Below are 25889 nucleotides of genomic sequence, written 5' to 3' on the forward strand. Positions count from 1 at the left end.
GCGGGCGTGACTTCTAGCCGTGCTGCGGGGTCAGGCGCAGAGTGATGAGCTGGAAGGGGCGCAGGCGCAGCCGGATCCCGCCGTCGGCGGTCGTCGCCAGCGACGTGGCTTCGACCGGCTGCTCGTGCAGGTCCGTCTCGATCACCGCGCCCACCGGGAAGCCGGCCGTCAGCGTCGCGGTGGCGCGGCCACCGTGCGCCTCGTAGAGCCGGACGACGACGTCGCCGCTGCGGTCCTCGGCCAGCTTCACCGCCTCGACCACCACGGCGGGGTTGTCCACGGACAGCAGCGGCTCGACGGCGTGGGCACCGGTGGTCGCGCGAAGCGGCACGTTGAGCCGGTACCCCTCGCTGATCGCGTCCTCGATGCCCGCCCCCACCCGCAGCGAGACGCTGAAGGTGTGCTCGCCCTGGTCCGCGGACGGGTCCGGGAACAACGGTGCCCGCAGCAGCGAGAGGCGCACCAGGGTGGTGGTGCCGCCGCCGTCGCGGGTGGCGCGGGTGATGTCGTGGCCGTAGACCGAGTCGTTGGCGACGGCGACGCCGTAGCCGGGCTCGCCCACGTGCACCCAGCGGTGCGCGACGGTCTCGAACCGGGCGGCGTCCCAGGACGTGTTGGCGTGGGTGGGCCGGTGGACGTGGCCGAACTGGATCTCCGAGGCGGCCCGTTCGGCGTGGACGTCGAGAGGGAAGGCGAGCTTCAGCAGCTTCTGTCGCTCGTGCCAGTCCACGGTCGTCCGGAGGTCCACGGTGGGCTGGTCCGGGCGGAGCCCGATCTGCTGGGTGATCGTCGAGGCGCCGACGGTGCGCACCACCCGGATCGTCGGGCCGTGGTCCGACTCCACGACCTCGACGGTGTCCGCGGAGTCGAGGTCGCGGCCGTGGCGGCGGTAGTGCTCGTCGATGTCCCAGGCGTCCCACTGGTTGGGGGTGTCTCGGAAGATCTGGAGCAGGTTCGCGGCCTGTCCCGGGGGGACCACCTCGCGGTCGGCGGCGAGGTCGTGGATCGAGGTGATCAGGCCGCGGGCGTCGACCGTGACGCGGACGTGCGCGTTGGCGAGGACATGGCCGCCGTCCGGTGCCACCCCGCCGTCCGGGGTCACGCCGCCCGGCTCGGCTCCGCCGGCGGTCCGGGCGGCTGTCGCACCGGCGAGCGCTGGGACGCCCGCGACCGGGCGCGGGCCGGCGTTGAGGAGCAGGGGTGTCTCACCGTCGCCGACCAACGCCGTCAGAGACTCGGCGATGACGGTCTCGAGGTCGGCGGCGACCTCGGCGTAGCGTCGCTCGGCCTCCTGGTGCACCCAGGCGATCGAGCTGCCGGGGAGGATGTCGTGAAACTGGTTGAGCAGCACCGTGTGCCAGGCCCGCTCCAGCTGCTCGTACGGGTAGGCGGCGCCCGTACGGACCGCCGCGGCGCTCGCCCACAGCTCGGCCTCGCGCAGCAGGTGCTCGCTGCGGCGGTTGCCGGCCTTGGTGCGCGCCTGGGAGGTGTAGGTGCCGCGGTGGAACTCCAGGTAGAGCTCGCCGGACCACACCGGCGGGTTCTGGTACTCGGCCTGGGCGCGCTCGAAGAACTCGCGCGGGCTGCCCAGGGTCACCGCCGGGGAGCCCTCGAGGTCCTTGGTCCGGGCCGCGGCGGCGAGCATCTCGCGCGTGGGCCCGCCGCCGCCGTCGCCCCACCCGAAGGGCACGAGGGAGGTGGTGCCCGCGCCCTTCTCGGCGTACTGGCGCTCGGCGCGGGCAAGCTCGACGGCGGAGAGCTCGGCACCGTAGGTGTCCACCGGCGGGAAGTGCGTGAAGATCCGCGTGCCGTCGATGCCCTCCCACCAGAACGTGTGGTGGGGGTGCTTGTTGGTCTCGTTCCAGGAGATCTTCTGGGTGAGGAACCAGCGGGCGCCGGCAGCCCGCATGATCTGCGGGAGCGCGGCGGAGTATCCGAAGGAGTCGGGCAGCCACACCTCGGGCTGGTCGACGCCGAGCTCGTCGCGGAAGAAGCGGGTGCCGGCCACGAGCTGGCGGGCCATGGCCTCGCCGCCGGGCAGGTTGGTGTCGGACTCGACCCACATCCCGCCGACCGGCACGAACCGGCCCCGGGCTACCTGCTCCTTCAGCCGGGCGAACAGCTCCGGCTGGTCCTCCTTGAGCCAGGCGTACTGCTGGGCGGAGGAGGCGGCGAAGACGAGGTCGTCGGAGTCCTCCATGAGTGCGAGGACGTTGGAGAAGGTCCGGGCGACCTTCCGGCGGGTCTCGCGGGTGGGCCACAGCCAGGCGGAGTCGATGTGCGCGTGGCCGACGGCGACCACCTGGTGCGCGCTGGCGTGCGCGGGGCTCGCCAGGGCCGGCTCGAGGGCCGCCCGGCCCGCGGCCGCCGTGCCGGCGACGTCGTCCGGGTCGACGGCGTCGACCGCGCGCTCGAGGGCCCGGAGGATCACCGCGCGACGGGTGGAGTCCGCGGGCAGCACCTCCATGAGCCCGTGGAGGGCGACGACGTCCTGGACCAGCTGCCAGACCGTCTCGTCGAGGAGGCCGATCGCGAGCTGCTCGAGGCGGTAGACCGGCTCCGCGCCCGCCGTCGCCCTGTCGCCGAGCGGGGTGGGTGCGAACCGCCAGCCCCCGGAGAGGTCGGGGTTCGCGGCCGCCTCGAGGTAGAGGTCGACGGCGGAGCCCGGCCCGTCTGGCAGCGGCACGTACCGGTTGCGCGGCTCGACCGCCTTGATGATGACGCCGTCGGGCGTGTAGGCGGTGCCCTCGGCCTGGAACCCGGACTGGGCGTCGGTGAAACCGAGGTCGACGACGAGCTCGGGCCGGGTGCCCGGCTCGGACCAGTCGGCCGGGACGGTGCCGGTGACGTGGAACCAGGTGGTGGACCACGGCCGACCCCACGCCGACCCGACGGCGAACGGCGCGTACTCGGCCCGGACCGCCTCGGCGAAAGGCACCGGCTCCCCGGCCAGCGGTGCACCGTCGTGCCGACCCACCGGTGCGCCGTCGCCCCTGCCGACAGGGGGCGCGCCGCCGCCCACCGAGCCACCCACGACACGAGCGCCGCCGTCACCCGCCCCGGGTGCGCCGTCGTGCTCGTCGGGCACCGTCCAGGCGGTGACCTCGACGGGCGCCAGCTCGCGGTACTGCGCCGGGACGAGCCGCTCGCGCAGGAACCGCTCGATACGGGTGGTGACGAGGACGGAGTTGTCGTGCATGGATGAGCTCCTCGGGGGCTGCGGCTCAGCCCTTGACGGCTCCGGACATGGCGAACGATCCGCCGATGCCGCGCGAGACGATGACGTACAGGACGATGACGGGTAACGAGTAGAGCAGCGAGAACGCGGCGAGCTGGCCGTAGTGGATGGCCCCGAACTGGCCGAAGAACTGGTAGATCGTCACCGCCGCCGGCTGCTTCTCGGGACTGCGCAGCAGGAGGAACGGCACGAAGAAGTTGCCCCACGCCTGCATGAACACGTAGATGAAGACCACGGCCAGGCCGGGACGCATGAGCGGGACGACGATGCGGCGCAGCGCGGACATGGCCGACGCGCCGTCCATCCACGCGGCCTCCTCGAGGGAGACCGGCACCGAGTCCATGAAGTTCTTGGTCATCCAGATCGCCATCGGCAGCGACGTCGCCGCCATGAAGAGCGCCGTCGCCCAGAGGGAGTCGAGCAGGTTGGTGCGCACCGCGAGCGAGAACACCGGGACCATGATCGCCGTCACGGGCAGACAGGTGCCGAACAGCACCGTGTACATGAACGGCTTGGAGAAGCGCATCTGGTAGCGCGAGAGCGGGTAGGACGCCAGGACCGAGGCGAGCACGGTGACCGCCGCCGCGCCGAAGGACAGCACGAAGCTGACGAGCAGCGGCCGCAGCGCGATGTCCGCGGTGAGGACTGCGCTGAAGTTCTCGGTCGAGACCGTCTCGGGCAGGCCGGTGCGGGCCGTGGCTGCCGGGTCGACCGCGGAGAGGAACAGCCAGGCGAGGGGCACGACGAACGCGACGCCGACCAGCAGCAGGACGGCGTTGGCCGCGGTCCGGCTCGGGCGGCGGCCGGGGGACGCCAGCGCGGCCCTTCCCGGGGCGGCCGGCGTCGCGGACGAGCCCGGGAGGTCCGGCGTGGTGGTGACGGCCATGGCTCAGTCCCTCCCCGGGCGCAGCATGCGGATGTAGACCACGGAGAACAGGACACCGACGAGGAGCATCACCGTGGCGATGGCCGTGCCGTACCCGACGTCGAGGAAGTTGAAGGCCTCCTCGTAGGCGAGCAGCGGGAGCGTCATGGACCGGTTCGACGGCCCGCCGGCGGTCATGACGAAGATGAGCGTGAAGACCGACAGGGTCTGCAGCGTGATGAGCATGAGGTTCGTCGCGATGGTGCCCTTGATGACCGGCAGGGTGATCCGGAACAGCCGCTGCGCCGGCCCGGCCCCGTCGATCTGGGCCGCCTCGACGATCTCCGGCGGGACGTCGTCGAGCGCGGCCCGGTAGACCATCATCGAGAAGGCCGTCCCGCGCCAGATGTTGGCGAGGATGACGGCGAACATCGGCGCGACGAACAGCCAGTTCGGCCCGTCGACGCCGACGAGGCCCAGCAGCTGGTTGAGCGTGCCCTCACCGGTGAAGAACGCGTACATCACGAACGCCGCCACGATCTCCGGCAGCACCCACGCCGCGACGACGACGCCGCCGATGAGCGCCGAGACCCCGCCGCTCGCCCGGGTCATGAGCAGCGCGAGCGCCATCCCGAGGACGTTCTGCCCGATGACGGCGGAGAACAGGACGAACACGACGGTGAGCACGACCGACCGCGGGAAGTCCGGGTCCTGCAGGAGGCGGACGTAGTTGTCGGCGCCGATCCACTGCGGGTCCTTCGCGTTCGGACCGGTCAGCGCCGCGTTGGTGAACGAGCCGTACAGCGACCACAGCACCGGCCCCGCCATGAAGAGCAGGAGCAGCACGACGGCGGGAGCCAGCGGCAGGATCCGCACCACCGTGCGCGCCACCTTGCGGGGCCGCCGCTGGGCGGTCCCGCCGGGGCGGGAGACGGACTCCCGCCCCGGCGCGACGCTCGTGCTCGTGGTCGACATCGCGCCTAGGACCCGCTGACGCCGTCGTCGCCGACGATGCCGACGAGGGCGTCGTCGTAGGCGGCCGCCGCCTCGGCCGGCTCGGCGGCGCCCGTGACGACCTGCTCGGTGGCCTCCTGGATCGCGGCGGAGATGCGCGGGTAGTCGGCGGTGGCCGGACGGAAGTGGGTCACCTCGACCAGATCCGTGAAGAACTCGACGTACGGGTTGGCCTCGAGGTAGGACGCGTCGGCGGCGACGTCGTCGCGCACCGCGATCTGGGAGTTCTGGATCGTGTAGGCGAGGGAGTTCTCGAAGTTCATCGCCATGGCCAGGAACTCGAACGCCAGGTCAGGTGCCTCGCTCTGGGCACCGACGGCGAGGGTCCAGCCGCCGGACATGCTGACCTTCCCCGGTGCCTGGCCGTTCTGCGTCGGGAAGGCCGCGACGCCGATGTCGTCGGCGTACTCGGGCCACGGGAACGGGCCGCTCTCCTCCCAGAACGACGAGCCGTAGCTGCCCTCGACCACGCCGCCGAGCTGGGCGTCCGGCAGGCGGGTGTCGAAGATCGTCTGCCAGAGGTTGGCGTCGAGCGCCTCCTCGACCGGCACGGCGTAGCCGTCGTCGTAGAGGGTGTCGAGGAAGGTCAGTGCGTCCTCGAAGCCCTGCGTCCCGGTGTTCCAGGTCTGGCTCTCCTCGTCGTAGAGGCGGTCCTCGGTGCCGTACATCAGCGGCAGGAAGCTCTGCATGAGGGTGCCCTCGCCGGCCGGCTTGCCGGCGTACATGTGGAAGGGCACGACGTCGGGGTCGTGGGTCTTGATCTGCTCGGCGGTGTCGAGGATGTCCTGCCACGACTCGGGCTGCCAGGGCAGCTCGACGCCGACGGCCTCCAGCAGCGGCTCGGAGTAGAAGATGCCGCGGGTGTCGGTGCCGAGCGGGATGGCGTAGATGCTGCCGTCGTCGCCCCGGCCGGCGCCGCGGGCGCCCTCGTTGAACTGCTCCCAGTCCTCCCACTCGGCGACGTAGTCGTCGAGGTTGAGCAGGTAGCCCGCCTCGACGTCGGAGCGCACGCGGAAGGTGTCCTCGTAGAACACGTCCGGGGCGGTGTCCGCCGACTGGTGCGAGAGCGCCAGCTGCGTGGCGTAGTCGTCCTCGGCCGCCTCGATGGGTGTCAGCTCGACGGTCACACCCTCGTGCGCGGCCTCGAACTCGGGCTTGATCTGGTTGAACAGCTCGTCCAGCGCGGTGATGCCCTCGGTGCGCTGGTACATGACGGTGATGGTCTCGGCCTCGCTGCCGCCCGTCTCACCGCCGTCGCCCTCGTCGTCGCCGCTCGAGCTGCAGCCGGCGAGTGCGAGCGTGCTCGCCAGAGCGAGCACGGAGGTGTTCCTGATGACGTGACGCATGGTGCTCCTTCGCTCCGGCCGCGGCACGACCCCCCGGTTCACCGGTCCGCGGTGCGTGGTTTACTACATCGTGTTGATTTAATCACGGGTGCGAGCTGCGTCACAATGCCCTGGTGGTCACCGATCGGTCACGATCTCTGGTTGTCCCGACGTCGACGGCCAGGAACGACCACACACGCGACCGGAACTCGTCGACCGAGAGGCGTCGGCCCGAGAGGAGGTGCACGCCGTGGTGCGCAGAGGAACCAACCCGGTACGGATCGGCTCGTACAACCAGACGGTGGTGCTCGACGCGATCCGCCGGTCCGGCGGCCTGAGCCGCGTCGAGCTCGCAGCGGCCACGGGCCTGTCCGCGCAGGCGGTCACGAACATCTGCCGCCGCCTCCTCGCCGCCGGCTTCGTGCAGGAGGCGGGCACCACGAACGTCGGGCGCGGCAAGCCGCGCACCCTGCTGCGGCTGGACGCCGACGCCCGTCTCGCCGTCGGGGTGCACGTGGACCCGGCGGTCGTCTCGGTGGGGCTGCTGAACCTCGAGGGTGCCCTGCTGGCCGAGGAACGGGTCGCGACCCCGTCGGCGCTCGACCCGCCCCGCGCCATCGCCACCATCACCGACGCGGTCGACGCCGCCATCGCTGCCGGACAGGCCGACCGCGGCCGGATCCTCGGTGTCGGTGTCGCCGCGCCCGGGCCGGTCGACCTCAGGCGCGGCGTCGTCGCGAACCCGCCCAACCTGCCGCAGTGGCACCACGTGCCGCTGCGCAAGGACCTGGCTGCCACCACCGGTCTGCCAGTGCTGCTGGACAAGGACGTGACAGCCGCCGCCGTGGCGGAGACCTGGTGGGGCAGCCCCGGCCGCGGCGGCACCATGGCGGTGCTCTACATCGGTACCGGCATCGGCGTCGGCCTCGTCGTGGACGGCAAGGTCGTGCGCGGCTCCTCCGGGAACGCCGGCGAGATCGGGCACGTCGTCGTCGACCCGGACGGACCGTACTGCGCCTGCGGCCAGCGGGGGTGCGTCGCGGTCACGGTGGCACCGGTGGCGCTGGTCGAGCAGGGCCGGCGAGCCGGCGTGCTCGACGCCCGGACGCCGTCGGACACGGCGGGAGCCGTCGTCGCCCTGTTCGACCGGGCCGACGCCGGCGACGTCGTCGCACGCGGGATCGTCGAGGACGCCGCGGCGGGCATGGCGCGTCTCGCGCTCGTCGTCACGAACTTGCTCGACCTGGACCGCCTCGTGCTGGGCGGGCCCTTCTGGAGCCGGCTGGAGCCCTACTACGCCGGGGCGGTGGCCGGCTTCCGGTCCGGCGCGGCCGCGCACCAGATCCACGACGTCGAGGTCGTCGGGACGAGCTTCGGGGAGCACTTCGGTGCCGTCGGTGCCGCCAGCCTCGTGCTCGACCAGGCCTTCTCAGCCCATCCCACGGCGCTCGTGGAGGACCTGCGCGACGACAGCCCGCGCGCGCGGACCCGGCGGGCCGTCGCGAGCTGACGCATGGCCCCGAGCTCAGCGCCCGCCCCCAGCCCAGCCGCCCACCACAGCTGAGCAACCCAGCGCCGCCGATCGTGCCCCCTCTGCACCTCGTCCTCGACGCACCGGCGGGTACTGTGCCGCATCGTGCGATGTCACTGTGCGAGCTGTCGCGGGAGCCCGATCTACGTGCTGCCGGCGGTGTCGACGTCCTGGACCAGTCGGGGCGTGCGCCGCTCCCCGACCAGGCGGAACCACTCGGAAGCGGGGTACGAGAGCCGCACCACGAAGTAGTTGAGGTACTCCACGACCCCGAACGCCCAGACCGCGAGGACGAGCACGGTCACGTCGGCTCGGTCGGGCAGCCGCACGAGGATGCCGACCAGACCGGCCGCCAGAATCAGGGGGTCGATGACTCTGAACCCGCGGTAGAGCCGCGCGAGCCGGGCAGGCATCGGCCGCCGCCCCACCCAGGTGCGCGCGAGCAGCCAGTAGGCGCCGGCCTGCACGAGCACGACGAGCAGCGGGACGAGCGCGCACCACAGGGCGGTCGTGCCGTCGATGCCGAGCCGTGGCGCGACGGCCCACGCGGCGCCACCGGCGAACAGGGCGGCAGCCACGAGCTCGCCGGCGCCCAGGCTGAGGTACTTGCGCCGCAGCCGGTCGCGCCGATCGTCCATCACCGAACGACCCTAGCTGCGCGCCGTCGTCACTCATCTCGTGAACGAGGGCGGGCAGACCGCCACCGACAGCGGTCTGACGTGGCAGGAGAGCTCGGCGCACCCGGCTGGGCTACGAGGCTCCTGGCGCCGTCGCGCCCCGCAGCCGGCGCTGCTCGAGCTCCCAGTACTCGATGTCGAAGGCCTGCCCCTCGGTCACCGTCCGGTACCCGCCGAGCCGCTCGGCGGCGGCGATGATGCGGATCGTGTGCCGGTAGATGTCCATCACGGCGTGCGCGGTCTTCGCGTCAGGGCCGGTCGTGACCAGACCGAGCTCGGGATCGAGGATGACGCGCGGGGTCGGGTCGAGCATGACGACCCCCGGTGAGCGCTGTGCGTGGCGCTCGAAGTAGTCGACGTAGTCGCTGACGTAGCGGGCCACGTCCCGGCCGAGCATCGGTACCCGCTTCGTGCGGATGACGTGCTCGAGCGTGGTGGGCCCCTGCTGCGACACCACCGGGAGGTCCTCGCGGGCGACGAAGTGGCGGACCGCGGCGTCGGTGCACACCGCCACCGACAGCCCTCGCCCGGCGTGGCGGTCCAGCTCCTCGCGCAGGTCCGCCGGGACCAGCGCCGGGGCGTCGAGCTCCGCGAACGGACGCGTCAGGGGTGCCGCCTCTCGGGCGAGGAAGTCCTCGGCCCGCTCGACCAGCTCGACGTGGCGGTCGTACGCGTCGGAGACGTTCTCACCCATCGTAAAGAGCCCGTGGTGCGCGAGGACGATGGCCGTGGGGCGCTCGTCCCGGCGCTCGTGCCAGGCGGCGGACGCCTGCACCGCCAGGTCGAAACCGGGCATCACGTACGGCACGACGATGACGTCGTCGCCGAGCACGTCCGTCACGAGGTCGAGCCCGTGCACCGTGTCCGTGAGCGCCACGATCGCGTCCGCGTGGGTGTGGAGCACGGAGCGGAACGGCAGTGCGTGGTGCAGGAGACTCTCGATCGTCGGCGCCGGTGAACCCTCCCGGCTCGCGTCCTCGTACCCGGCCATCATCTCCAGATCGCCGAGCCGGGGGCCTGCGAGCATCGCCGCCAGCCGTGCCCGGTCGAGCTGGACCAGCCCCTCCGCGTCCAGGCTGCCGAGGTCGAAGCCCGAGGCCTTCGCCCAGAGGTCGTCCGCGGTCTTGACCGAGGTGTTGCCGCCCCCGTGCAGCACGAGGAAGGGGTCGCGTCCGAGCAGCCGGGAGGCGTGCAGCGTCTCGGCCCGGCCCCGTCCGGCCGACTGTTCCGCCTGTGCGGTCAGATCGATCCCGGTCGGCGTCCCCCACCGCATCAGCCGGCGCACCTGTTCTCCTTCCACGGGACGGCACACTGCGTCCACCATAGGCAACCGTCGTCCCCGTCGAGGACGCGGCGGTGTGCCCGCCGCGCGGACGGGCACACCGGTCGGTCAGTCCTGCGCGCCGCCGGAGAGGTTGGCGTACATGGCTGACGCGTCGTCGGCGCTCATCCCCGTGTGGACGACGGCGCGAACGGCCTGGATCATCGCCTTCGGGTTCTGCCGCTGGAAGATGTTCCTCCCCATGTCCACCCCCGCCGCGCCCTGGTCGATGGCGCGCCGGGCCATGGTCAGCGCGTCACGCACGGGCAGCTTCTTGCCCCCGGCCATGATCACCGGCACCGGGCAGGCCGAGGTGACCTGGTCGAAGCCCTCGTCGCAGTAGTAGGTCTTGACCATCTGCGCACCGAGCTCGGCGATGATGCGGGTGGCGAGACCGAGGTACCGGGCGTCGCGGACGAGCTCCTTGCCCACCGCGGTCACGCCGAGCACCGGGATGCCGTGCTGCAGCCCCGCGTCCACGAGCCGGGTCATGTTGTGCACGGACTGCGTCTCGTTCTCGCCACCGACGAAGACCTGGACCGCCACGGCGCTGGCGTCGATCCGGACCGCGTCGGAGATGTCCATCGCGATGCGCTCGTCTGAGAGCTCCTTGAGGATCGAGGGGCCGCCGGACGCGCGCACGACCAGGGCGTTGGTGCTGCTCGGCGGGATGACGGTGCGGATGATCCCGCGGGTGGCCATGAGGGCGTCTGCCTCCGGGGCGAGCGGCACGATGTTCAGGTCCACCCGCTCGAGGCCGCTGGTCGGGCCCTGGAAGTACCCGTGGTCGAAGGCCAGCATGACCGTCTTGGCCGAGTCGGCGTCGAAGATGCGCCCGAGCCGGTGCTTCATGCCGAAGTCGAGGCTGGCCGCGCCCTTGACGTGGAACCCTCCTGACTCCTGCGGGGTGTCGACGTGGTAGTGCTTCGCGGCGAGGTTGCCTTCGAGGTCAGCCATCTGTCAGGTTTCCGTTTCTCTCAGTGCGGTACGGGGGGTAGGGCGGGGCGCTAGCGCGCGCTCTTCACGACGTCCGGGACCGGCTCACCCGGGGTCCACGGCACCTGCACGCCGTCGTCCGGGTCGTACGGCGCCTTGACGAACAGCGCACGGAAGTCGGCGTCCGACTCGTTGACGAAGTAGTGCATCTCGCCGGGTTCGCACCGGTAGACGTCGCCGGCGCGGACCGTGTAGCTGTCCGTGCAGTCGATCCACATGGTCGCCTCCCCCTCGAGGACGACGAACGTCTCCTCGATCGCGGCGTGGTAGTGGTTCGACGCGTCGTCCCCGGGGCGCAGGCGCACCACCCCGAAGTCGGTGCGCGGGCCGCGCAGCAGGTACCCGGGGCCGTACTCGCCGAACCGGTACGGCGCGTCGTCGACCTTGCTGGTCTCCATGTTCTCGATCCTCTTCTCTCAGGTTCCGGGGGCTTGCCACATGGGGGTGGTGACTCCCGCTGTCATCAGTTCGCGCTGGGCGGTGTACGCCTGCGCCCACCGCTCGATCACCGGCGCGTACGCCTCGTGGTTGTCCGCCACCGGCTCGACGTCGCGGTCCCAGCGGATCCAGCTCGCGGCGGCCTCCGCCGGGCCCGCGTACTCGCCACCGGCGCTGGCGGCGCAGGCGGCGGCACCCTGGGCGGTCGCCTCCGTCACCACCGGGATCCGCAGCGGTCGACCGAGGACGTCGGCGACGATCTGGGTCCACACCTCGCTCCTCGCGGATCCTCCCGCGAGGACCACCTGCTCGGGGTGCGCGCCGCTGAAGTCCTCGACGAGGGCGAGGTTGGCGCGGGCCACGATCGCCGCGTTCTCGAGCAGCGAGCGGAACATCGCGGCACGGAGCCGGGCGCCGCCGTCGAGCGGCAGGTTGAGGAACGACGGGGCCGCGTGCTTCCAGCGCCGGTAGTTCATGACGTCGGAGAAGATCGGGATGACGCCGTCGGACCCGATCGGGATCTCGGCGGCGGCCTCGGCGAGCAGGTCGAGGGGGTTGCGGTTCTGCTCGGTCGCGGCGGCGACCTCGGGGCCGGCGAAGGTGTCGCGGAACCACCGCACCGCGGTGCCCGCGTGGAACGCGATGGCCTCGGCCTGCCACAGTCCGGGCACCGCCGCGGCGTTGACCCGCACCCGCATCTGCGGATCCGTGACCGGCTCGGCCAGGTTGACCATCTGCTGCCAGAAGGTGCCGGCGACGACGAGTGCCTGCCCGGGCTCGACCAGGCCGACCCCGAGGGCGGCGAGCTGTGCGTCCCCACCACCGACAACGACGAGGGTCCGCGTCGACAGGCCGGTCTCCTCGGCCGCCCGGGAGGTCACGGGGCCGAGGACGGTCCCCGGTTCGACGACCTGGGGCAGCAGGTCGCTGCGCAGGCCGCAGACGGCGGCGAGCTCGGCGTCGGCGTCCCGGGTGGCGAGGGACAGCAGGCCGGACGTGGAGCCGTTCGAGGGTTCCATCGCCCGGACGCCGGAGAGCCGGTACAGGACCCACTCGCTGAGCATGAGTACCGTGCTGGCGCGTTCGTAGAGCTCGGGCCGGTGGCGTGCCAGCCACAGCAGCCGGGGCTGGGCGGCAAGGGCGAAGGTCTGGCCGGACCGGTGGTAGACCAGCTCCTCCACGGTGGCGTCCCCGGCGAGCTCGGCGACCTCGGCACCCGCCCGGGCGTCGACGTTCGCGCAGGCCCAGATCTCGTCGCCGGCGGCGTCGAGGACCACGAGCCCCTCGCGCATCGACGTGGCGCTGACGGCCCGGACGTCCGTGGGCCCGAGGCCGGCGGAGCCGAGCGCCTCGCGCACGACCTCGACGACGAGCGACCAGTTGCGCTCGACGGCGAATCCCATCGACGCCGGCACACCCGGCTCCGGGTCGTGCTCCCACGACCGGCTGGCCGTCGCGGCCACGGCGCCCGCGGCGTCGAAGACCACCGCGCGCACCGATCCGGTGCCGGCGTCGATCGCTACGACATGACTCATGCTCTCGTTCCTCTTCCCGTTGTGCCGACGGACCTCTCCACGGTCAGTCGACGGTGACTCCCTCGGCGGCGAGCAGCTCCCGCGCGACCTCCTCGTTGGTGACGAGCACGTCGAGGTACCCGCCGCGGAGCGCTCCCCGCACCGCGGCGATCTTGTTCGACCCGCCCGCCACGCCGATGACGTTGCGGATGCCGCGGAGCTCGTCGATCCCGATGCCGATGCGGCGGTCGTGGATCGGCAGGTCGACCACCTCGCCGTTCTCGTCGTAGAAGATGCCGAGGATGTCGCCGACGGCACCGGCACCTGCGATGACCGCCAGCTCCTCGTCGGTGACGTACCCGAGCTGCGCGAGGGTGGCCTGGCCGGTGACCGCACCGATCCCGACGAGCGCGTGGTCGCTGCGGTGCGAGAGCTCCATGACCTCACGCACGCCGTTCTCGCGCCGCAGTGCCTCGGCGAGCGTCGACGAGGACACCACGATGGGGGCCGGGATGACAGCGTCGGTGCACCCTTCGGCGGCTTCGCCACGCACCCGGCGGAGCGTGCTGACGTAGGCGTTGACACCGCCGGTGAGGGTCACCGTGCTGACCCGCGTCATGAGGTCGACGGCAACGAGGTCCACCGTCGCCTGGACGGTCTCGCCCCAGCCCATCGCGAGCATCTCGCCCGGCTTGAGGTGGTTCTGGAGGTACTGGGCACCGCCGCGCGCGAGCCTCCGGTTGATCGCACTCTGGTCGAGGTTCGTGCCGTTGAGCGCGGGCGGGACGAGCGCCTCGCGCAGGCCGAACGTCTCCTTGAGCTTGCGTCCCACCTTGAACGCGTCGAAGTGGTCCGACCCGATCGTGAACGAGACGATCCCGCTCTGCCGGCACCGCTCGAGCAGTCGCCCGGCGGAGGGCCGCGACACGGCGAGCCGCCGTGCGATCTCGTCCTGGGTGAGCTGGTCGACGTAGTAGTACCACGCGACCCGGAGGAGCTGCTCCTCCGCCTCCCAGTCCTCGCCCGCTCTCTTGAGCACGGCCCCCAGCCTTCCTGTCGTATCCCGTGGTGGCCACGGGTTCTGCATCCCGTGGTGGCCACAGGTTCTGTATCTCGTGGTGGTCACGGTTCTGCCGGGGGTGGGGCGCGCTCGGCGCGCCCCACCCGGGGCCGGTCAGAAGTCGAAGTCGTCGATGTTCTCCGCGGTGAAGACGGTCCGCTCGGGCATGACGATGATGCCGTTGCCGTCCGCCTCGTAGTCGTAGCCCTGGACCGAGTTCGGCTGCACCTCGAGCGTGCCGAAGCCCTCCGCCTCGAAGGTGTCGCCGACGTTGAGCTCGTTGCCCTCGAGCAGGTGCGCGGCCACGGCGACGGACAGGGCGCCCTGCTGCTCGACGTCCCAGAGCGCGAAGCGGTCGAGGGTGCCGTTCTCGATGTACCCCTTCATCACGTTCGGCGTTGAGAAGCCGACGAGGATGATGTCCTCGCGGCCGAGGTTCTCGAGCGCCTGCGCGGTGCCCGGCAGCGCGTTCGCGTCGGGCGCGATGATGGCCTTGAGGTCAGGGTTGGCGTTGATGAGCGCCTCGGCCTGCTGCACCGCGAGCTCGGTCTGGTTCTCCGAGAAGATGGTGTCGACGATCTCCCAGCTCGTGTCGTCGGCGATGATGCCCTTCGCGACCTCGGCCCACTGGTTCTGGTCGGTGACGGTGGGGCTGGAGTAGTGGAAGGCGACCTGGGCCTCCTCGTCGGCCGGGAGGTTCTCGGTGACCATCTCCACCAGCAGGGAACCCAGCTGGTCAGGGGTGCCCTGGCTGATGTAGAACTGCCGGCACTCGGGGTTGGTGTCCGAGTCCCAGGTCAGGACCACGGCGTCCTGCTCCATCGCCGTCTCGAGCGACTGGCACAGGCCGTCCGGGGAGACGGACGAGACGATCAGCGCCTCGTACCCCTGCTGGGTGTAGGAGTTGATCAGCTCCACCTGCTTCGCGACCGAGGCCTCGGGCGATCCGAGGTACTGGACGTCCAGGCCGTAGTCCGGCCCGGCAGCCTCGGCACCCGCGCCGCCCCCCTCGAAGAAGCCGACACCGGTCAGCTTGGGGATGAACGCCACCTTGGCCCCGTCGCCGGAGCCGGTCGCGCCCTCGTCTCCTTCGCCGTCGGCCGAGGAGCACGCCGAGAGGGCGAGCGCCGCGACGGCGATTCCTGCCACTGCGAACTGCAAGCGATTCTTCATCGAACCTTCCAATCGTCGCGCGGCGCCGCTGTGGCGGGCCGCTGCTGCCTGCACGCACCGCCTACGCGGTGCGTGTCTCTCTCCCCGCCGGCCTCAGGGGGCCGAGGCGGGGACTCCTTCTGTGGCCGGCCGGGCCGCGCCGTCGCCGATCCGACGTGCGCGCCTGTTCTTCCACGACTCCGACAGGTGGCCGGTCCACCAGCGGAGGCTGGCCACCAGCACCAGCGCCGCCCCGGTGGCGACCGCCACCTGGTTCTCGGACAACCCCATGAACCGCAGGCCCTGCTGCAGGAACCCGATGACGAACGTCGCGATGACGACGCCGCCGATGCTGCCCTCGCCGCCGTACATCGACACGCCGCCGATGACGACCAGCGTGAGCGTCGGCATCAGCAGACCTGCGCCGATGTCCGCACGGGCCGACCCCACGTAGGACGTCAGGAGCACCCCGACGAGGCCGGCAGCAAGGGCGGTGAGCAGGTACGTGCTCACCAGGACCTGCTGCGAGCGGAACCCCGCGTACCGGGCAGCCTGAGGGTTCGCACCGATCAGGCGTGCCTGCCGGCCGAAGGCGGTACGCCCGAGCAGGACGGCTGCCGCGACCGCGAGGACGGCGAAGATCACCAGCATGTTGGGCAGGCCCAGGGTCTCCCCGCCGGCCAGCTCGAGGAAGCTCTCCGGAAGGCCGGAGATGCCCTCGAAGGACGACACGCCGCCGAGCCCCGATGCGCCGAGCGCCAGCCCGGCGAAGAGGAACTGGGAGCCGAGCGTGATCACCATGGGCTGCGCACCGGTGATGAGGATCGCGGAGCCGTTGACGACGCCGGCGAGGGCGGCGGCGAGCAGCCCCACCAGCACGGCGAGCCAGATGTTCAGCCCCGTCTGGAACGTCACGCCGGTCACGATCGCGGCGAGCGAGGCGACCGAGCCGAAGCTGATGTCGATCCCGCCCGTCATCATCACCACCGCCAGGGGCAGGGCGACGATGCCGAGGTAGACGAAGTCGGACATGGCGAAGAGCAGCCGGTCGGGGTCGATGAACCGGGGGTTCATGGCACCGAAGAAGGCGAGCTCCGCGACGAGGACGAGGACGAGTGCGGACTCCCACCGCGGCAACGCGCGCACGCGGCTCAGGACGGCGTTCATCGGACCTCGCTCTCGAGACTCGGGGCAGGCGCTGTGTGCCGTGCTCGGTAGCGGTCGACGAGGCGCCGGCGGTCGAGCGCCGCCCGCACCCGCGCGTCGGCGAAGAGGGCAACCAGCAGGATCGCGCCGATCACGGTGTCCGCCCAGAACCCGGGTATCCCGAGGAAGCTCAACGAGCTCGTCGCCGTGGTGATGAAGACGGCACCGACGACGGCACCGGCGATCGTCCCGACCCCACCGGTGAGCGCGACGCCCCCGATGACGGCCGCTGCGATCGCGCGCATCTCGATGCCCTGGCCGGCCTGGTTGCTGATCGATCCGATCTGGGCGAGGAACACCAGGGCGGCGGCCGCCGCGAGCAGGCCGGACGCGGCGAAGGCGAAGATGACCACCGCGTTGGTGCGCACCCCGATGAGGTGGGCGCCCCCCAGGTTGTCCCCCACCGCGTACACGTGCCGACCGACGCGGGTGCGGGACATCAGGACGGCGACGGCGACGAGCACGAGGAGTGCACCCCACACGAGCACCGGCAGCCCGAGCAGCTCCAGCGTGCCGATCCCGCGGTAGGCGGAGGGGATGTTCTCCACCGAGTACCCGCCGGTGATGAGGAACGAGATGCCGCGGTACGCGGCCAGCGTGCCGAGCGTCATGACGATCGACGGCACGTGCCCGTACGTGACGCCCAGCCCGTTGACCGCACCGAGCACGGCGCCGAGGACGAGCACCGTGAGGACCGCGAGCGGGATCGGCACACCGTCCCGCAGCATCAGCGCCCCCACGATCCCCGACAGGGCGAGCGTCGAGCCGACCGAGACGTCGATGTTCCGGGTCATGATGACGATCGCGCTGCCGGCCGCGAGGAGGGCGAGGATCACCGCGGAGTTGGCGATACGCGCCGGGTTCCCGCCGGTGACAAAGCTCGGGTGGACGATCGCGACGACCGCGACGAGAAGGACGACACCGAGCACGGTGACGGCCTCACGGTGCTTGAGCAGCTGCCTCATGTCAGGCGACCTCCTCGATGGTCCCGAAGGCGCCGTCCCGGACGGCGGCAAGGGTGATCTGCTCCGCGGGAAGGTGACCGGTCACCCGGCCGTCGCGCATCACGAGGACCCGCGTGCTGAGCTCGACGATCTCCTCGAAGTCCGAGGAGATGAGCACGACGGCGAGCCCCTGCTCGGCCAGGTCCCCGACGAGCCGGTAGAGGTCGGCCCGCGCGGCCACGTCGACGCCACGCGACGGCTCGTCGAGGATGATCACCTTCGGCTCCGGTGCGAGCGCCTTGGCGAGGGAGACCTTCTGCTGGTTCCCGCCCGAGAGGTTGCCGACCTTGCGGCTGCGGCTGCCTGCCTGGAGAGCGAGGCCCTGCGCGAACCGGTCCGTGACCTGGTGGTCGAGCTCCGCACGGATCAGGCCGGCGCGGGTGATCCGGTCCATGACCGTCGAGCTGCAGTTGTCGACGATCGTGCCGAGCAGGAAGACACCGTGGGCGTGCCGGTCCTCGGGCACGTAGGACAGCCCACGGTCCAGGGAGTGCCGTGGCGTCCGGTCCGCGTACTCCTCGCCGTCGAGGATCACCGTGCCCGTTCCCGGCCGGAGCCCGTAGACGGTCTCGGCGAGCTCGGTGCGTCCGGTCCCGACGACACCGGCGATGCCGAGGACCTCGCCCGGGAAGACCTCGAGGTCGACGTCCAGGAAGCCCTGGCCGGTCAGTCCGCGGACCTCGAGCGCCGGACGCGCCCCCGCGTGGGCCGTCGCCCGCGCGCGCGGAGCCGCCTCGTGCCGCACGGTGTCCGGGACCATGGCCCGGACCAGGTCGTCGACCGACACCTCGTCGGTCCGCGACTGGAGCACCATCGCGCCGTCGCGCAGCACTGTGACGCGGTCGCACAGGGCGAAGATCTCGGACATGCGGTGCGAGACGTAGAAGATCCCGACGCCGGTGGCGGCGAGCGACCGCAGCTGGGTGAAGAGCTGGTCGACCTCGCGGGCCGTGAGCGCGGCCGTCGGCTCGTCCACGATGAGCAGCCGCGCCTCGCGCAGGATGCCGCGGACGAGCTCGATGAGCTGCTGGTCGGAGATCGAGAGCTCGCCCGCCCTCGCGTCGAGGTCGATGGGGTGGGCGAGGGAGTCGATGACCTCCTGGACGCGTCGCCGGCCGACGCGCTGTCCGCCGAGGGAGAGCGTGACGTTCTCGAGCACCGAGAGGTTCGGGAACAGCTGGGGCTCCTGCGGCACCATGTACACCGCGTTGGCGTGGGCGGCCCGCGGCGACAGCTTCTTGACCTCGCGACCACCGATCACGATCCGACCGGAGTCCGGTGCGACCACACCGGTGATGGCCTTCATCAGTGTCGACTTGCCGGCCCCGTTCCCGCCGACGAGGGCGTGGATCTCCCCGGGCTGGACATCGATGTCCACGCCCTTGAGCACGGGGACACCGCCGTAGGACTTCCAGAGTCCGTCCACCACGGCGACCGGCTCGCGCCGATGGTGGCTGGTGCTGTTCTGCAACACGGGCTCGACCCTTCACAACTGTGTGAGCATCTGATCATCGCGTGAGCGATTGCTCAGAGCATGGCACACAGACGCAGGGCGGTGGGAGATGTCGCTGATAACGATCCGGTCACGGAGGAATTGATCGGCACGGGTCGCAGGCCCCAACGGCGAGCGCGTCGGGCCGCGACCCCGAGTCGTTCCCGGCGGGCGCGACGCGGGTGCCGGGGGGCGCTTCGGCAGGAACGTCCGAGCCAGGTTCGGCGACCGCCCCACTGGCGCGCGGAACTTCCGTACGGACTATCCAGACGGACATTCCGTAACCGCGCCGGTCCTGCCGCCCACAACCGCGCTGGTCCTGCCGCCCACAACCGCGCCGGTCCTGGCGCCCACAACCGCGCCGGTCCTGCCGCCCACAACCGCGCCGGTCCTGCCGCCCAAACCCGCGCCGGTCCTGCTTCCCACAACCGCGCCGGACCTGCTTCGGCGATCCCGGTGGGAGCTCACGCGTGCGGAGTCAGTAGGCCCCGCGCGGGCGAATCACTGCCCGGACTGTGCGCAGGATGAGCATGAGGTCCCCGCTGACCGACCAGTTCTCCACGTAGCTGAGGTCCAGCCGGACGCTCTCCTCCCAGCTCAGGTCCGAGCGGCCGGAGACCTGCCACAGGCCGGTCACGCCGGGCTTCGTCAGCAGCCGGCGGTGCACGTGCCGCTCGTAGCACTCGACCTCGCTGGCCAGCGGGGGTCGGGGCCCGACGACGCTCATCTGCCCCGTCAGGACGTCGAAGAACTGCGGGAACTCGTCCAGGGAGTACCGGCGCAGGAACTTGCCCACCCGGGTCACGCGCGGGTCGTCCTTGAGCTTGAAGAGGACGCCGTTGCCGTCTCCCTGTCCCTGCAGTGCCGCCAGCCGGGCCTCGGCGTCGACGGCCATGGTGCGGAACTTGTGCATCATGAAGGACGTGCCGTTCTGGCCCACCCGCTCCTGCCGGAAGAAGACCGGTCCACCGTCGTCGGCCTTGATCGCGAGCGCGATCGCGCCGTAGACCGGGGCGAGCAGCAGCAGCGCCGTCGCCGCGAAGACGACGTCCATGGACCGCTTGAGCACGTGCGCCCACCCGGAGAACCGGGGCAGGTCCACCTGCACCATGGGCAGCCCGTCGACGGGGACCTGGTGGATCCGGGGGCCGGCGACGTCGGTGAGCTGGGAGACCAGCAGCAGCTCGGCGCTGCCGACCTCGAGGTCCCAGGCGAGCTGGCGCACCTCGGCGCGCGAGATCCCGCCCGCGATCATCACCGCCCCCAGGCGCGGGTCCTCGGCCGCCGCGCTCAGCTCGGGCAGCGAGATGCGCGGGAGCTCGGGCAGCACCTCGTCACGCGGATCGGCCTCCCCGGACCTCGAGAGCGCGATGGCGACCGGGACGTACCCCGCCTCGCGGTGCCGGCGCATCTCCGCCACGGTCGCGACCACGTCGTCGGCGTCCCCCACCACGACGGTGCCGGTCAGGGCGTGCCCGCGGCTGCGGACCTGGCGCAGACGCAGGCGCCAGGCGAGCCGGCCCACCAGCAGCAGCCCCAGGCCGACCGGGAGGGCGACGACGAAGTAGAGGCGGGAGAGGGTGACCTCACCGAGATAGGACAGCATCGCCAGCGCACCGAAGGCGGCGACGGTGCCGGTGAGGATGCGGCGGTACTCCTCCAGCCCGGCGCCGAGCACCCGTCGCTTGCGCGAGTCGTTTGCGGTCAGCGTGAGGAACCAGAGGATCGTGATCACGACACCGACGACCTGGTAGTCCACGGACCGCGGCCCCACCGTCAGCTGGGTCGCGCCGAGATCCCCGAACCGGACCACCCGCGCGACGACGAGGGCGATCACGATGAGGGCGAGGTCGGTGAGTGCCATCCCGGCCCGGATGCTGCGGTCCCACGGCTTCGAGATCGCCGGCGCGAGCGCCGGCCAGAACCGTGGCGGCGTGCGCCGGCTCGTGCGCGTCGCCGGGTCGGCGGAGGACGCGAGCTGCCGCCGCCCCCCTGCAGCGACGGCCGCACCGACGGTACCGGCGGTCGCGAGCCGACCGCCGTCCTCGGTCAGCGCCGCCGCCTCGAGGATCCGGTCCATCGTCGCTCGCGCGCTCGACGACGCTGCCCGGGGGTGTCCGGGGCGTCGAGCCGTCGAGCGCTTGAGCATCTGAGAACCTCGCAGTAGCCGTCAGGGTGCAAGGTCACCAGTCGGGAAAGTTCAGCGAGGCGGGCTCAGTGATGAACCCCGGATGAATCAGGCCCCCGGCCTCGATCGCGGCGCGGGGTGGCGAGGGTGACGGCTGCGGCCCGTCGATGTGATGTCACCCACCCGCCGCCTCACCCCCGGAGGGCGAGGCGGGACGTTACCGGCCGTGTGCCTGCAGGTCGGCCGACGGACCGTCAGGGCAGCAGGCCGGCCTCGCGACGGGTGCTGCGGTTCGCGTGCACCGACCATCGCGGCACCCACCGCGCCAGCGCGCCGGCCGCTGCCGCGCCGAGGGCCCCGGTCACCCAGATCCCGGCGGCGAGGGACCCGAGCGCGGCCCCCGCGGAGACGACGAGCGGGCCGAGCGCCCCGCCGCTGTCCTGCAGCACCCGCCACATGCCGAGGAACTGGGCACGGCCGGACGCGGGGGCGACGTCGGACCCCAGCGTCATCAGGATGCCTGAGCTCATCCCGTTGCCCAGCCCCATCAGCGCGGCGACGACGGAGACGGCGGCCACCGTGTCCGTGAGGGGCAGCAGCACCATCGACGCGCCCAGGACGAGCATGGACGGCACACCGATCCACAGCCGGCCCAGCCGGTCCATGACCTTGCCCGCCGGGTAGAAGAGCAGCATGTCCACCCCGCCGGCGAGGCCGAAGATCAGCGAGATGGTCGCCGGGTCGAGGCCGACGTGCTCGCCCCACAGCGGGATGACGGTCTGCCGGGCGCCCCGCACAGCACCCACGAGGAGGACCGCGACCCCGAGCGAGGTGAAGACCTTGCGGTGCTCGCGCAGCACCTTGCCCATCCGCGGGCCCAGAGGTGCCTCGCGGCGTGCGGCGCGCGCGGCGCGCCTGGCCGCGGCCCGGGCGCGCAGGGAGCCGGCCGGCACCCGCTCGGCGGGCGCCGTCTCGCGCACCAGGAGCACCGTCAGCGTCGCGGCCGCGGCGGTCGCCACCCCGAGGAGGTAGGCGTTGCGCACGTCCCCGCCGTGGATGACGAGGGCGCCGACGAAGGGGCCGAGGAACTGCCCGATGCGGTGCACCCCGGCCAGGGTCGAGAGCACCCGTGCCCGCCGCAGCGGCGGGGTGATCTCGGTGAGGTAGGAGTGCCGGGCGAGGTTGAACACCGCCGAGGCGGCCCCGGTGGCCAGGACCGCGACGCTCAGGGTGACCAGCCCGGGGGCGAGCGCCGCACCGAGGAAGGCGAGGACGGCGACGAGCCCGGCGAGGACCATGGCGCGCCGGTCGCCCACCTTGGCCGCGAGCGCCCCGGCCGGCAGGTCGGCGATGATCTGACCGATCGGCAGCATCGCCGCCACCACGGCGGCGACCGCCAGCGACGCGCCCAGGCCCACCGCCGTCGGCGCGATGATCGGCAGCATCGCCCCGACACCGATCTCGAAGACCAGCGACGGCACGAAGGCGCCGAGCACCACGGTACGGACCGGGAACATCGGGGCGTCGTACGGGTCGGGCGAACCGGGTGGCGCGGGCATGATGGGCACCATCATCTCCCCTGCGCGCGCGGATGCCGCGGTCCGACGCCGCCACGGCGGCGACCGGCGTCGGCAGTTGTTAGATTCACCACGTGAGCGAGACGGACGGGGAGCGGGCGGCAGTGGTCGTCGAGGACGACGCCGACATCCGCTTCCTGCTCGAGGCGACGCTCGGGCAGGCGGGTTTCGCCGTGCACTCCGCCACCACCGGCGCCGAGGGGGTGGAGCTGGTTCGTGCGCACGAGCCGTTGGTGACGACGCTGGACATATCCCTGCCGGACATCGACGGGTTCGAGGTGGCGCGGCGGCTGCGGACCTTCTCCAGCACGTATCTCGTCATGCTCACCGGCCGCGCCGAGGAGATCGACACGCTCCTGGGTCTGGAGGCGGGCGCCGACGACTACGTGACGAAGCCGTTCCGCCCGCGCGAGCTGCGTGCCCGGATCGAGGCGATGCTGCGCCGGCCGCGCCACCGCGTCACCGCGGGTGCCGCGCCGGCCCCACCGGGAACCGGCGGGACCGCGGCGAGTCCGCCGACGGCCGCGCGGGTGCTGACCCACCGCGGGCTGCGGATGGACGTCGACGCCCGTCTCGTGGACCGCGACGGCACGCCCGTGCACCTGACCCGGAGCGAGTTCGACCTGCTCGCCGCCCTGCTGTCCGCGCCGCACCGGGTGCTGGCGAAGGCCGAGCTCGTCCGTCGGCTGTGGGGCGACGACTACACCGCCGGTGCTGCCGTCACCGACGCCGACCGCCGCACCGTCGAGGTCCACCTGGCCAACCTGCGACGCAAGCTCGGGGACGACGCCGCAGCACCGCGCCTGATCGAGACCGTGCGCGGTGTGGGGTACCGGCTCACGTCAGATCGCTGATCGCCTGTCGCAGGGCGAGCGCCACCGCCGGCACCAGCTCCTCCAGAGCAGGCAGCGTGTGACGCGCACCGGCCAGGTCCTGGCGGCGGGCGAGATCGGCCAGCCCGCGGACCGCCTCGGCCATGCCGTCGGCACCGACCATCCAGCTGGCGGTGTGGAGGCTCACCGCCGAGGTGAGCGTGGCGGCCGGGTCGTCCGCCGCGAGCGCCGTGCGCAGCTTCTCGAGACGGTCGTCGAGCATGTCGAGGTAGAGGAGCGCGAAGTTGCGGGCAACCTCCGCCCCGAGGTCCGCCGCCATCTCGTGCAGTGCGTCGGTACGCACCATCGCGCCTCCCTCGTCCGGCGACCAGCACAGCACCGCACGCGGCTGAGGTCCGCGGCCGACCCGGACGATTGCGGGATGAGGACGCCGGCTCACCCTCCTGCGCCGCGGTCGCCACGTGGGGTGAGGCCGGCGGCTCAGAGGTCACCGGCGCCGCGGATCGTGCTCAACCTGCAGTGCAGCGGATCGCGCTCAGTCCGCGATGCGCAGGCGATCGTGCTCAGCCCGCCTCGTGCCGCGGATCGTGCTCAGCCTCGGCGCGCCGTGGCCGCCATCGCGTCGGTCAGCTCCGACGTCGTCATCCGTGCGGTGGTCGTGAGCTCGGCGAGCGCACGCAGCGCGGGCCAGCCGAGCCCCTGCAGGGCGGCCCGGGCGAAGACCTGGGCATGCCGGGCCAGCAGCTCGGCGCCAACCATCAACGACGAGGTCTGCAGGCTGAGCGCCGCGGCATAGCTCTCGTCGACGTCCCCCTCGAGGACCGCCTGGCGCAGGCGCGTGACGCGCGGTTCGAGGGTGTCGAGCCAGCGGCCGGCGAAGTCCTTCGCGGCGTACGGACCGACGTCGTCGCAGAGGCAGCGCAACGGCGTGGGGTCGAGGATTGCGCTCATGCGCGCAGCTCGTGCTCGGTCATGACCCGTTCCTTTCGCCGTCTCCCCCGGCCGCGCCCGCGTCGGCGTCGCTCTCGGACGGCCGAGAGCAGCTGCATCCCGGCGTAGCTGAACAGGGCCGCGGCTCCGACGACCGCCCCGGTCCGCTTCTGGTCGCCGTCGAGGACGGTGGCGAGATGCCCGGCGTACGGCACATGGTAGTGCGCGACTCCGCGGATCTGGACCGTTGTCACCGTCCACGGGTCGGCCGCGTCGTTGGCGTCGCCCTTGGTGGTGAAGGCCACCGTGCCGTCCGCGGCCAGGGTGCGTCCGACGATGCGGTGGGTGACCAGGGTGGTGTCGTCCGGGAAGGGCATGAAGGTGATGACGTCCCCCAGGGCGAGCTCGGCGGCATCCGCGTCGCTCTCGACGGCCTCGACGACCACCTGGCTCCCGGTGGGGATCGCCGGCTCCATCGAACCGCTGAGGACAGACAGCGGCACCCAGCCCAGCAGGCGAGGCAGCAGGACGACGGCGAAGGCGACGGCGGCCACCGTCGCCAGCAGCAGCCACAGCACCGCGTTGCCGACCCGCCGGAGGATCACCTGCGTGCTCGCGGTGCCCTGGGCACGGGTGTGGCGGCCCCTCATCGGGCGCACCATGCGGTGCCGACGAGCGCGCCGACCCGCAGCTCGTCGCTCGTGATCGTCGTGCCGCCCTCGAGGACCGCCACGATCCGCAGGTCGTAGACGATCTCCCAGTCCTGCTGCGGGAAGTCCCAGCCCGTCACCGTGGTGGCCGCGGTGTCGGCCGCCAGGTCCGCCCCGACGGGCTCCCACCCGTCCCCGGCCCGTCGCTGCACCTGCCAGAGCGCGATCGACTGCGTGGTGGCACCGTCTGTCTCCGACAAGCCCCACGCGAGCTGGACGTGCGACCGCTTCCACCATGGTCCACGCTCCGTCACCGTCGCGCACGTGGCGGTGACGGTCGGCAGCGCCGGGACGAGGACCTCGCCGGTCCACGCGGCGCTCGAGGTCCACGAGGCCGGACCGCGAGCACGACTGGCGACGGCGGTCGTCACGCGGAGCGACGTGCCGGGGTGCGCCGCGCGCAGCGCGCTGCCAGGCTCCACGACGAGGCACAGCGCCGCCACGCCCCCGGGCTCGAGCGGGACCGGCGAGCCGCCGGTCACCGGGAAGGTGGTCGCCGTCGGCGGCACCGCCGTCAGGTCTGCGGCGAAGTCCGGCACCTGCCCGGGGAGGCACGCTCCGGCGTCGGGCAGGGCGTAGCCGACGGTCGACCCGGCGAGGTCGGCAGCCGTCAGGGGGATGGCGCCGGCCGCGACGGACACCTCGCGAGGCGCCCACTCGACGGCGCTGGTCCCGGCGAGCGCGAAGGTGGCCCGGCTCTCGCCCGGGGTGACGTGCAGCGCCACCGTGTCGGTCGCGACGGCGACGGCGATCGTCTCCTCGTCGTGCCACCGTGCCTGGGTGGTCGAGGTCGGCCGCAGCACGGTCGCCGCGCACACCAGGACGACGGCGAGTGCGAGCAGCGCGACGAGGGGCCGACGGCGGTGCGAGCGGTGCAT

At 72.2% G+C, this 25889-nt stretch carries 22 protein-coding genes; 2 read left to right on the forward strand and 20 right to left on the reverse strand.

All coding sequences use genetic code 11. The features are described 5' to 3' along the window. Window positions 1–13: 13 nt before the first annotated feature. The 4 genes from GD748_RS01720 to GD748_RS01735 are packed head-to-tail and all read right to left on the reverse strand — an operon-like array spanning window position 14 to window position 6463. Window positions 14–3199, reverse strand: a complete 3186-nt coding sequence (locus GD748_RS01720) for an alpha-mannosidase (protein WP_226920644.1) — start codon at window positions 3197–3199, stop codon at window positions 14–16. Between the two features lie 25 nt (window positions 3200–3224). Then, window positions 3225–4124: a carbohydrate ABC transporter permease gene (locus GD748_RS01725; protein ID WP_152193477.1), complete on the reverse strand. Its 900-nt coding sequence runs from the start codon at window positions 4122–4124 to the stop codon at window positions 3225–3227. Between the two features lie 3 nt (window positions 4125–4127). Further along, window positions 4128–5078, reverse strand: coding sequence for a carbohydrate ABC transporter permease (locus tag GD748_RS01730; protein WP_152193478.1), 951 nt, complete (start codon window positions 5076–5078; stop codon window positions 4128–4130). Window positions 5079–5083: 5 nt separating this feature from the next. After that, entirely contained in the window at window positions 5084–6463 is a 1380-nt protein-coding gene (locus GD748_RS01735; RefSeq protein ID WP_152193479.1) for an extracellular solute-binding protein, read from the reverse strand. Window positions 6464–6692: 229 nt separating this feature from the next. Between GD748_RS01735 and GD748_RS01740 the strand changes: the two genes are divergently transcribed. Beyond that, window positions 6693–7952, forward strand: coding sequence for an ROK family transcriptional regulator (locus tag GD748_RS01740; protein WP_226920646.1), 1260 nt, complete (start codon window positions 6693–6695; stop codon window positions 7950–7952). 164 nt (window positions 7953–8116) lie between these two features. Here GD748_RS01740 and GD748_RS01745 read toward each other — a convergent pair whose 3' ends face one another. The 12 genes from GD748_RS01745 to GD748_RS01800 all read right to left on the reverse strand — a co-directional run bounded on the left by GD748_RS01745 (window position 8117) and on the right by GD748_RS01800 (window position 22520). Further along, entirely contained in the window at window positions 8117–8611 is a 495-nt protein-coding gene (locus GD748_RS01745; protein WP_152194327.1) for a hypothetical protein, read from the reverse strand. Window positions 8612–8723: 112 nt separating this feature from the next. Continuing rightward, entirely contained in the window at window positions 8724–9935 is a 1212-nt protein-coding gene (locus GD748_RS01750) for a class II aldolase/adducin family protein (RefSeq protein WP_193312772.1), read from the reverse strand. A 105-nt stretch (window positions 9936–10040) separates the two neighbouring features. Further along, window positions 10041–10928, reverse strand: a complete 888-nt coding sequence (gene lsrF / locus GD748_RS01755) for a 3-hydroxy-5-phosphonooxypentane-2,4-dione thiolase (protein ID WP_152193481.1) — start codon at window positions 10926–10928, stop codon at window positions 10041–10043. A gap of 50 nt (window positions 10929–10978) precedes the next feature. Continuing rightward, a complete protein-coding gene (locus tag GD748_RS01760) occupies window positions 10979–11365 on the reverse strand; it encodes a cupin domain-containing protein (protein ID WP_152193482.1) in 387 nt (128 codons plus the stop codon). 18 nt (window positions 11366–11383) lie between these two features. After that, window positions 11384–12940 (reverse strand): autoinducer-2 kinase, encoded by a 1557-nt coding sequence (gene lsrK, locus GD748_RS01765; RefSeq protein WP_152193483.1) that lies wholly within the window; start codon window positions 12938–12940, stop codon window positions 11384–11386. Between the two features lie 43 nt (window positions 12941–12983). Continuing rightward, complete coding sequence (locus GD748_RS01770; protein WP_193312773.1) at window positions 12984–13958, reverse strand: sugar-binding transcriptional regulator; 975 nt, start codon at window positions 13956–13958, stop codon at window positions 12984–12986. A gap of 135 nt (window positions 13959–14093) precedes the next feature. Next, window positions 14094–15152 carry an autoinducer 2 ABC transporter substrate-binding protein LsrB gene (lsrB, locus tag GD748_RS01775; protein WP_152193485.1) on the reverse strand — a complete coding sequence of 353 codons (1059 nt, stop codon included), beginning with the start codon at window positions 15150–15152 and terminating at the stop codon, window positions 14094–14096. A gap of 93 nt (window positions 15153–15245) precedes the next feature. After that, window positions 15246–16298, reverse strand: a complete 1053-nt coding sequence (locus GD748_RS01780) for an ABC transporter permease subunit (protein ID WP_152193486.1) — start codon at window positions 16296–16298, stop codon at window positions 15246–15248. Further along, window positions 16295–17302, reverse strand: coding sequence for an ABC transporter permease (locus tag GD748_RS01785; RefSeq protein ID WP_152193487.1), 1008 nt, complete (start codon window positions 17300–17302; stop codon window positions 16295–16297). Before GD748_RS01785 ends, GD748_RS01780 begins: the two co-directional genes overlap by 4 nt. Window position 17303: 1 nt before the next feature. Further along, window positions 17304–18815, reverse strand: a complete 1512-nt coding sequence (locus tag GD748_RS01790; protein ID WP_152193488.1) for a sugar ABC transporter ATP-binding protein — start codon at window positions 18813–18815, stop codon at window positions 17304–17306. A gap of 496 nt (window positions 18816–19311) precedes the next feature. Then, entirely contained in the window at window positions 19312–20982 is a 1671-nt protein-coding gene (locus tag GD748_RS01795; RefSeq protein WP_152193489.1) for a sugar transferase, read from the reverse strand. Window positions 20983–21215: 233 nt separating this feature from the next. Next, on the reverse strand, window positions 21216–22520 hold the full coding sequence (locus GD748_RS01800; protein WP_152193490.1) for an MFS transporter: 1305 nt from the start codon (window positions 22518–22520) through the stop codon (window positions 21216–21218). 92 nt (window positions 22521–22612) lie between these two features. On the opposite strand from GD748_RS01800, the gene GD748_RS01805 reads away from it, so the two are divergent. Next, complete coding sequence (locus GD748_RS01805; RefSeq protein WP_152193491.1) at window positions 22613–23392, forward strand: response regulator transcription factor; 780 nt, start codon at window positions 22613–22615, stop codon at window positions 23390–23392. On the opposite strand, the gene GD748_RS01810 is transcribed toward GD748_RS01805, so the two are convergent. From GD748_RS01810 to GD748_RS19365, 4 genes are all read right to left on the reverse strand, one after another. Continuing rightward, window positions 23376–23717, reverse strand: a complete 342-nt coding sequence (locus GD748_RS01810; protein WP_152193492.1) for an Hpt domain-containing protein — start codon at window positions 23715–23717, stop codon at window positions 23376–23378. The two genes, GD748_RS01805 and GD748_RS01810, sit on opposite strands and share 17 nt — an antisense overlap. 245 nt (window positions 23718–23962) lie before the next feature. Then, window positions 23963–24322 (reverse strand): hypothetical protein, encoded by a 360-nt coding sequence (locus tag GD748_RS01815; protein WP_152193493.1) that lies wholly within the window; start codon window positions 24320–24322, stop codon window positions 23963–23965. Next, window positions 24319–24951 (reverse strand): signal peptidase I, encoded by a 633-nt coding sequence (locus tag GD748_RS01820; RefSeq protein ID WP_193312774.1) that lies wholly within the window; start codon window positions 24949–24951, stop codon window positions 24319–24321. The genes GD748_RS01815 and GD748_RS01820 overlap by 4 nt, the downstream gene beginning before the upstream one ends. Further along, a complete protein-coding gene (locus GD748_RS19365; RefSeq protein WP_193312775.1) occupies window positions 24948–25889 on the reverse strand; it encodes a hypothetical protein in 942 nt (313 codons plus the stop codon). The genes GD748_RS01820 and GD748_RS19365 overlap by 4 nt, the downstream gene beginning before the upstream one ends.

The sequence above is a fragment of the Georgenia subflava genome (genome assembly GCF_009193155.1).
GTDB classification, from domain to species: domain Bacteria; phylum Actinomycetota; class Actinomycetes; order Actinomycetales; family Actinomycetaceae; genus Georgenia; species Georgenia subflava.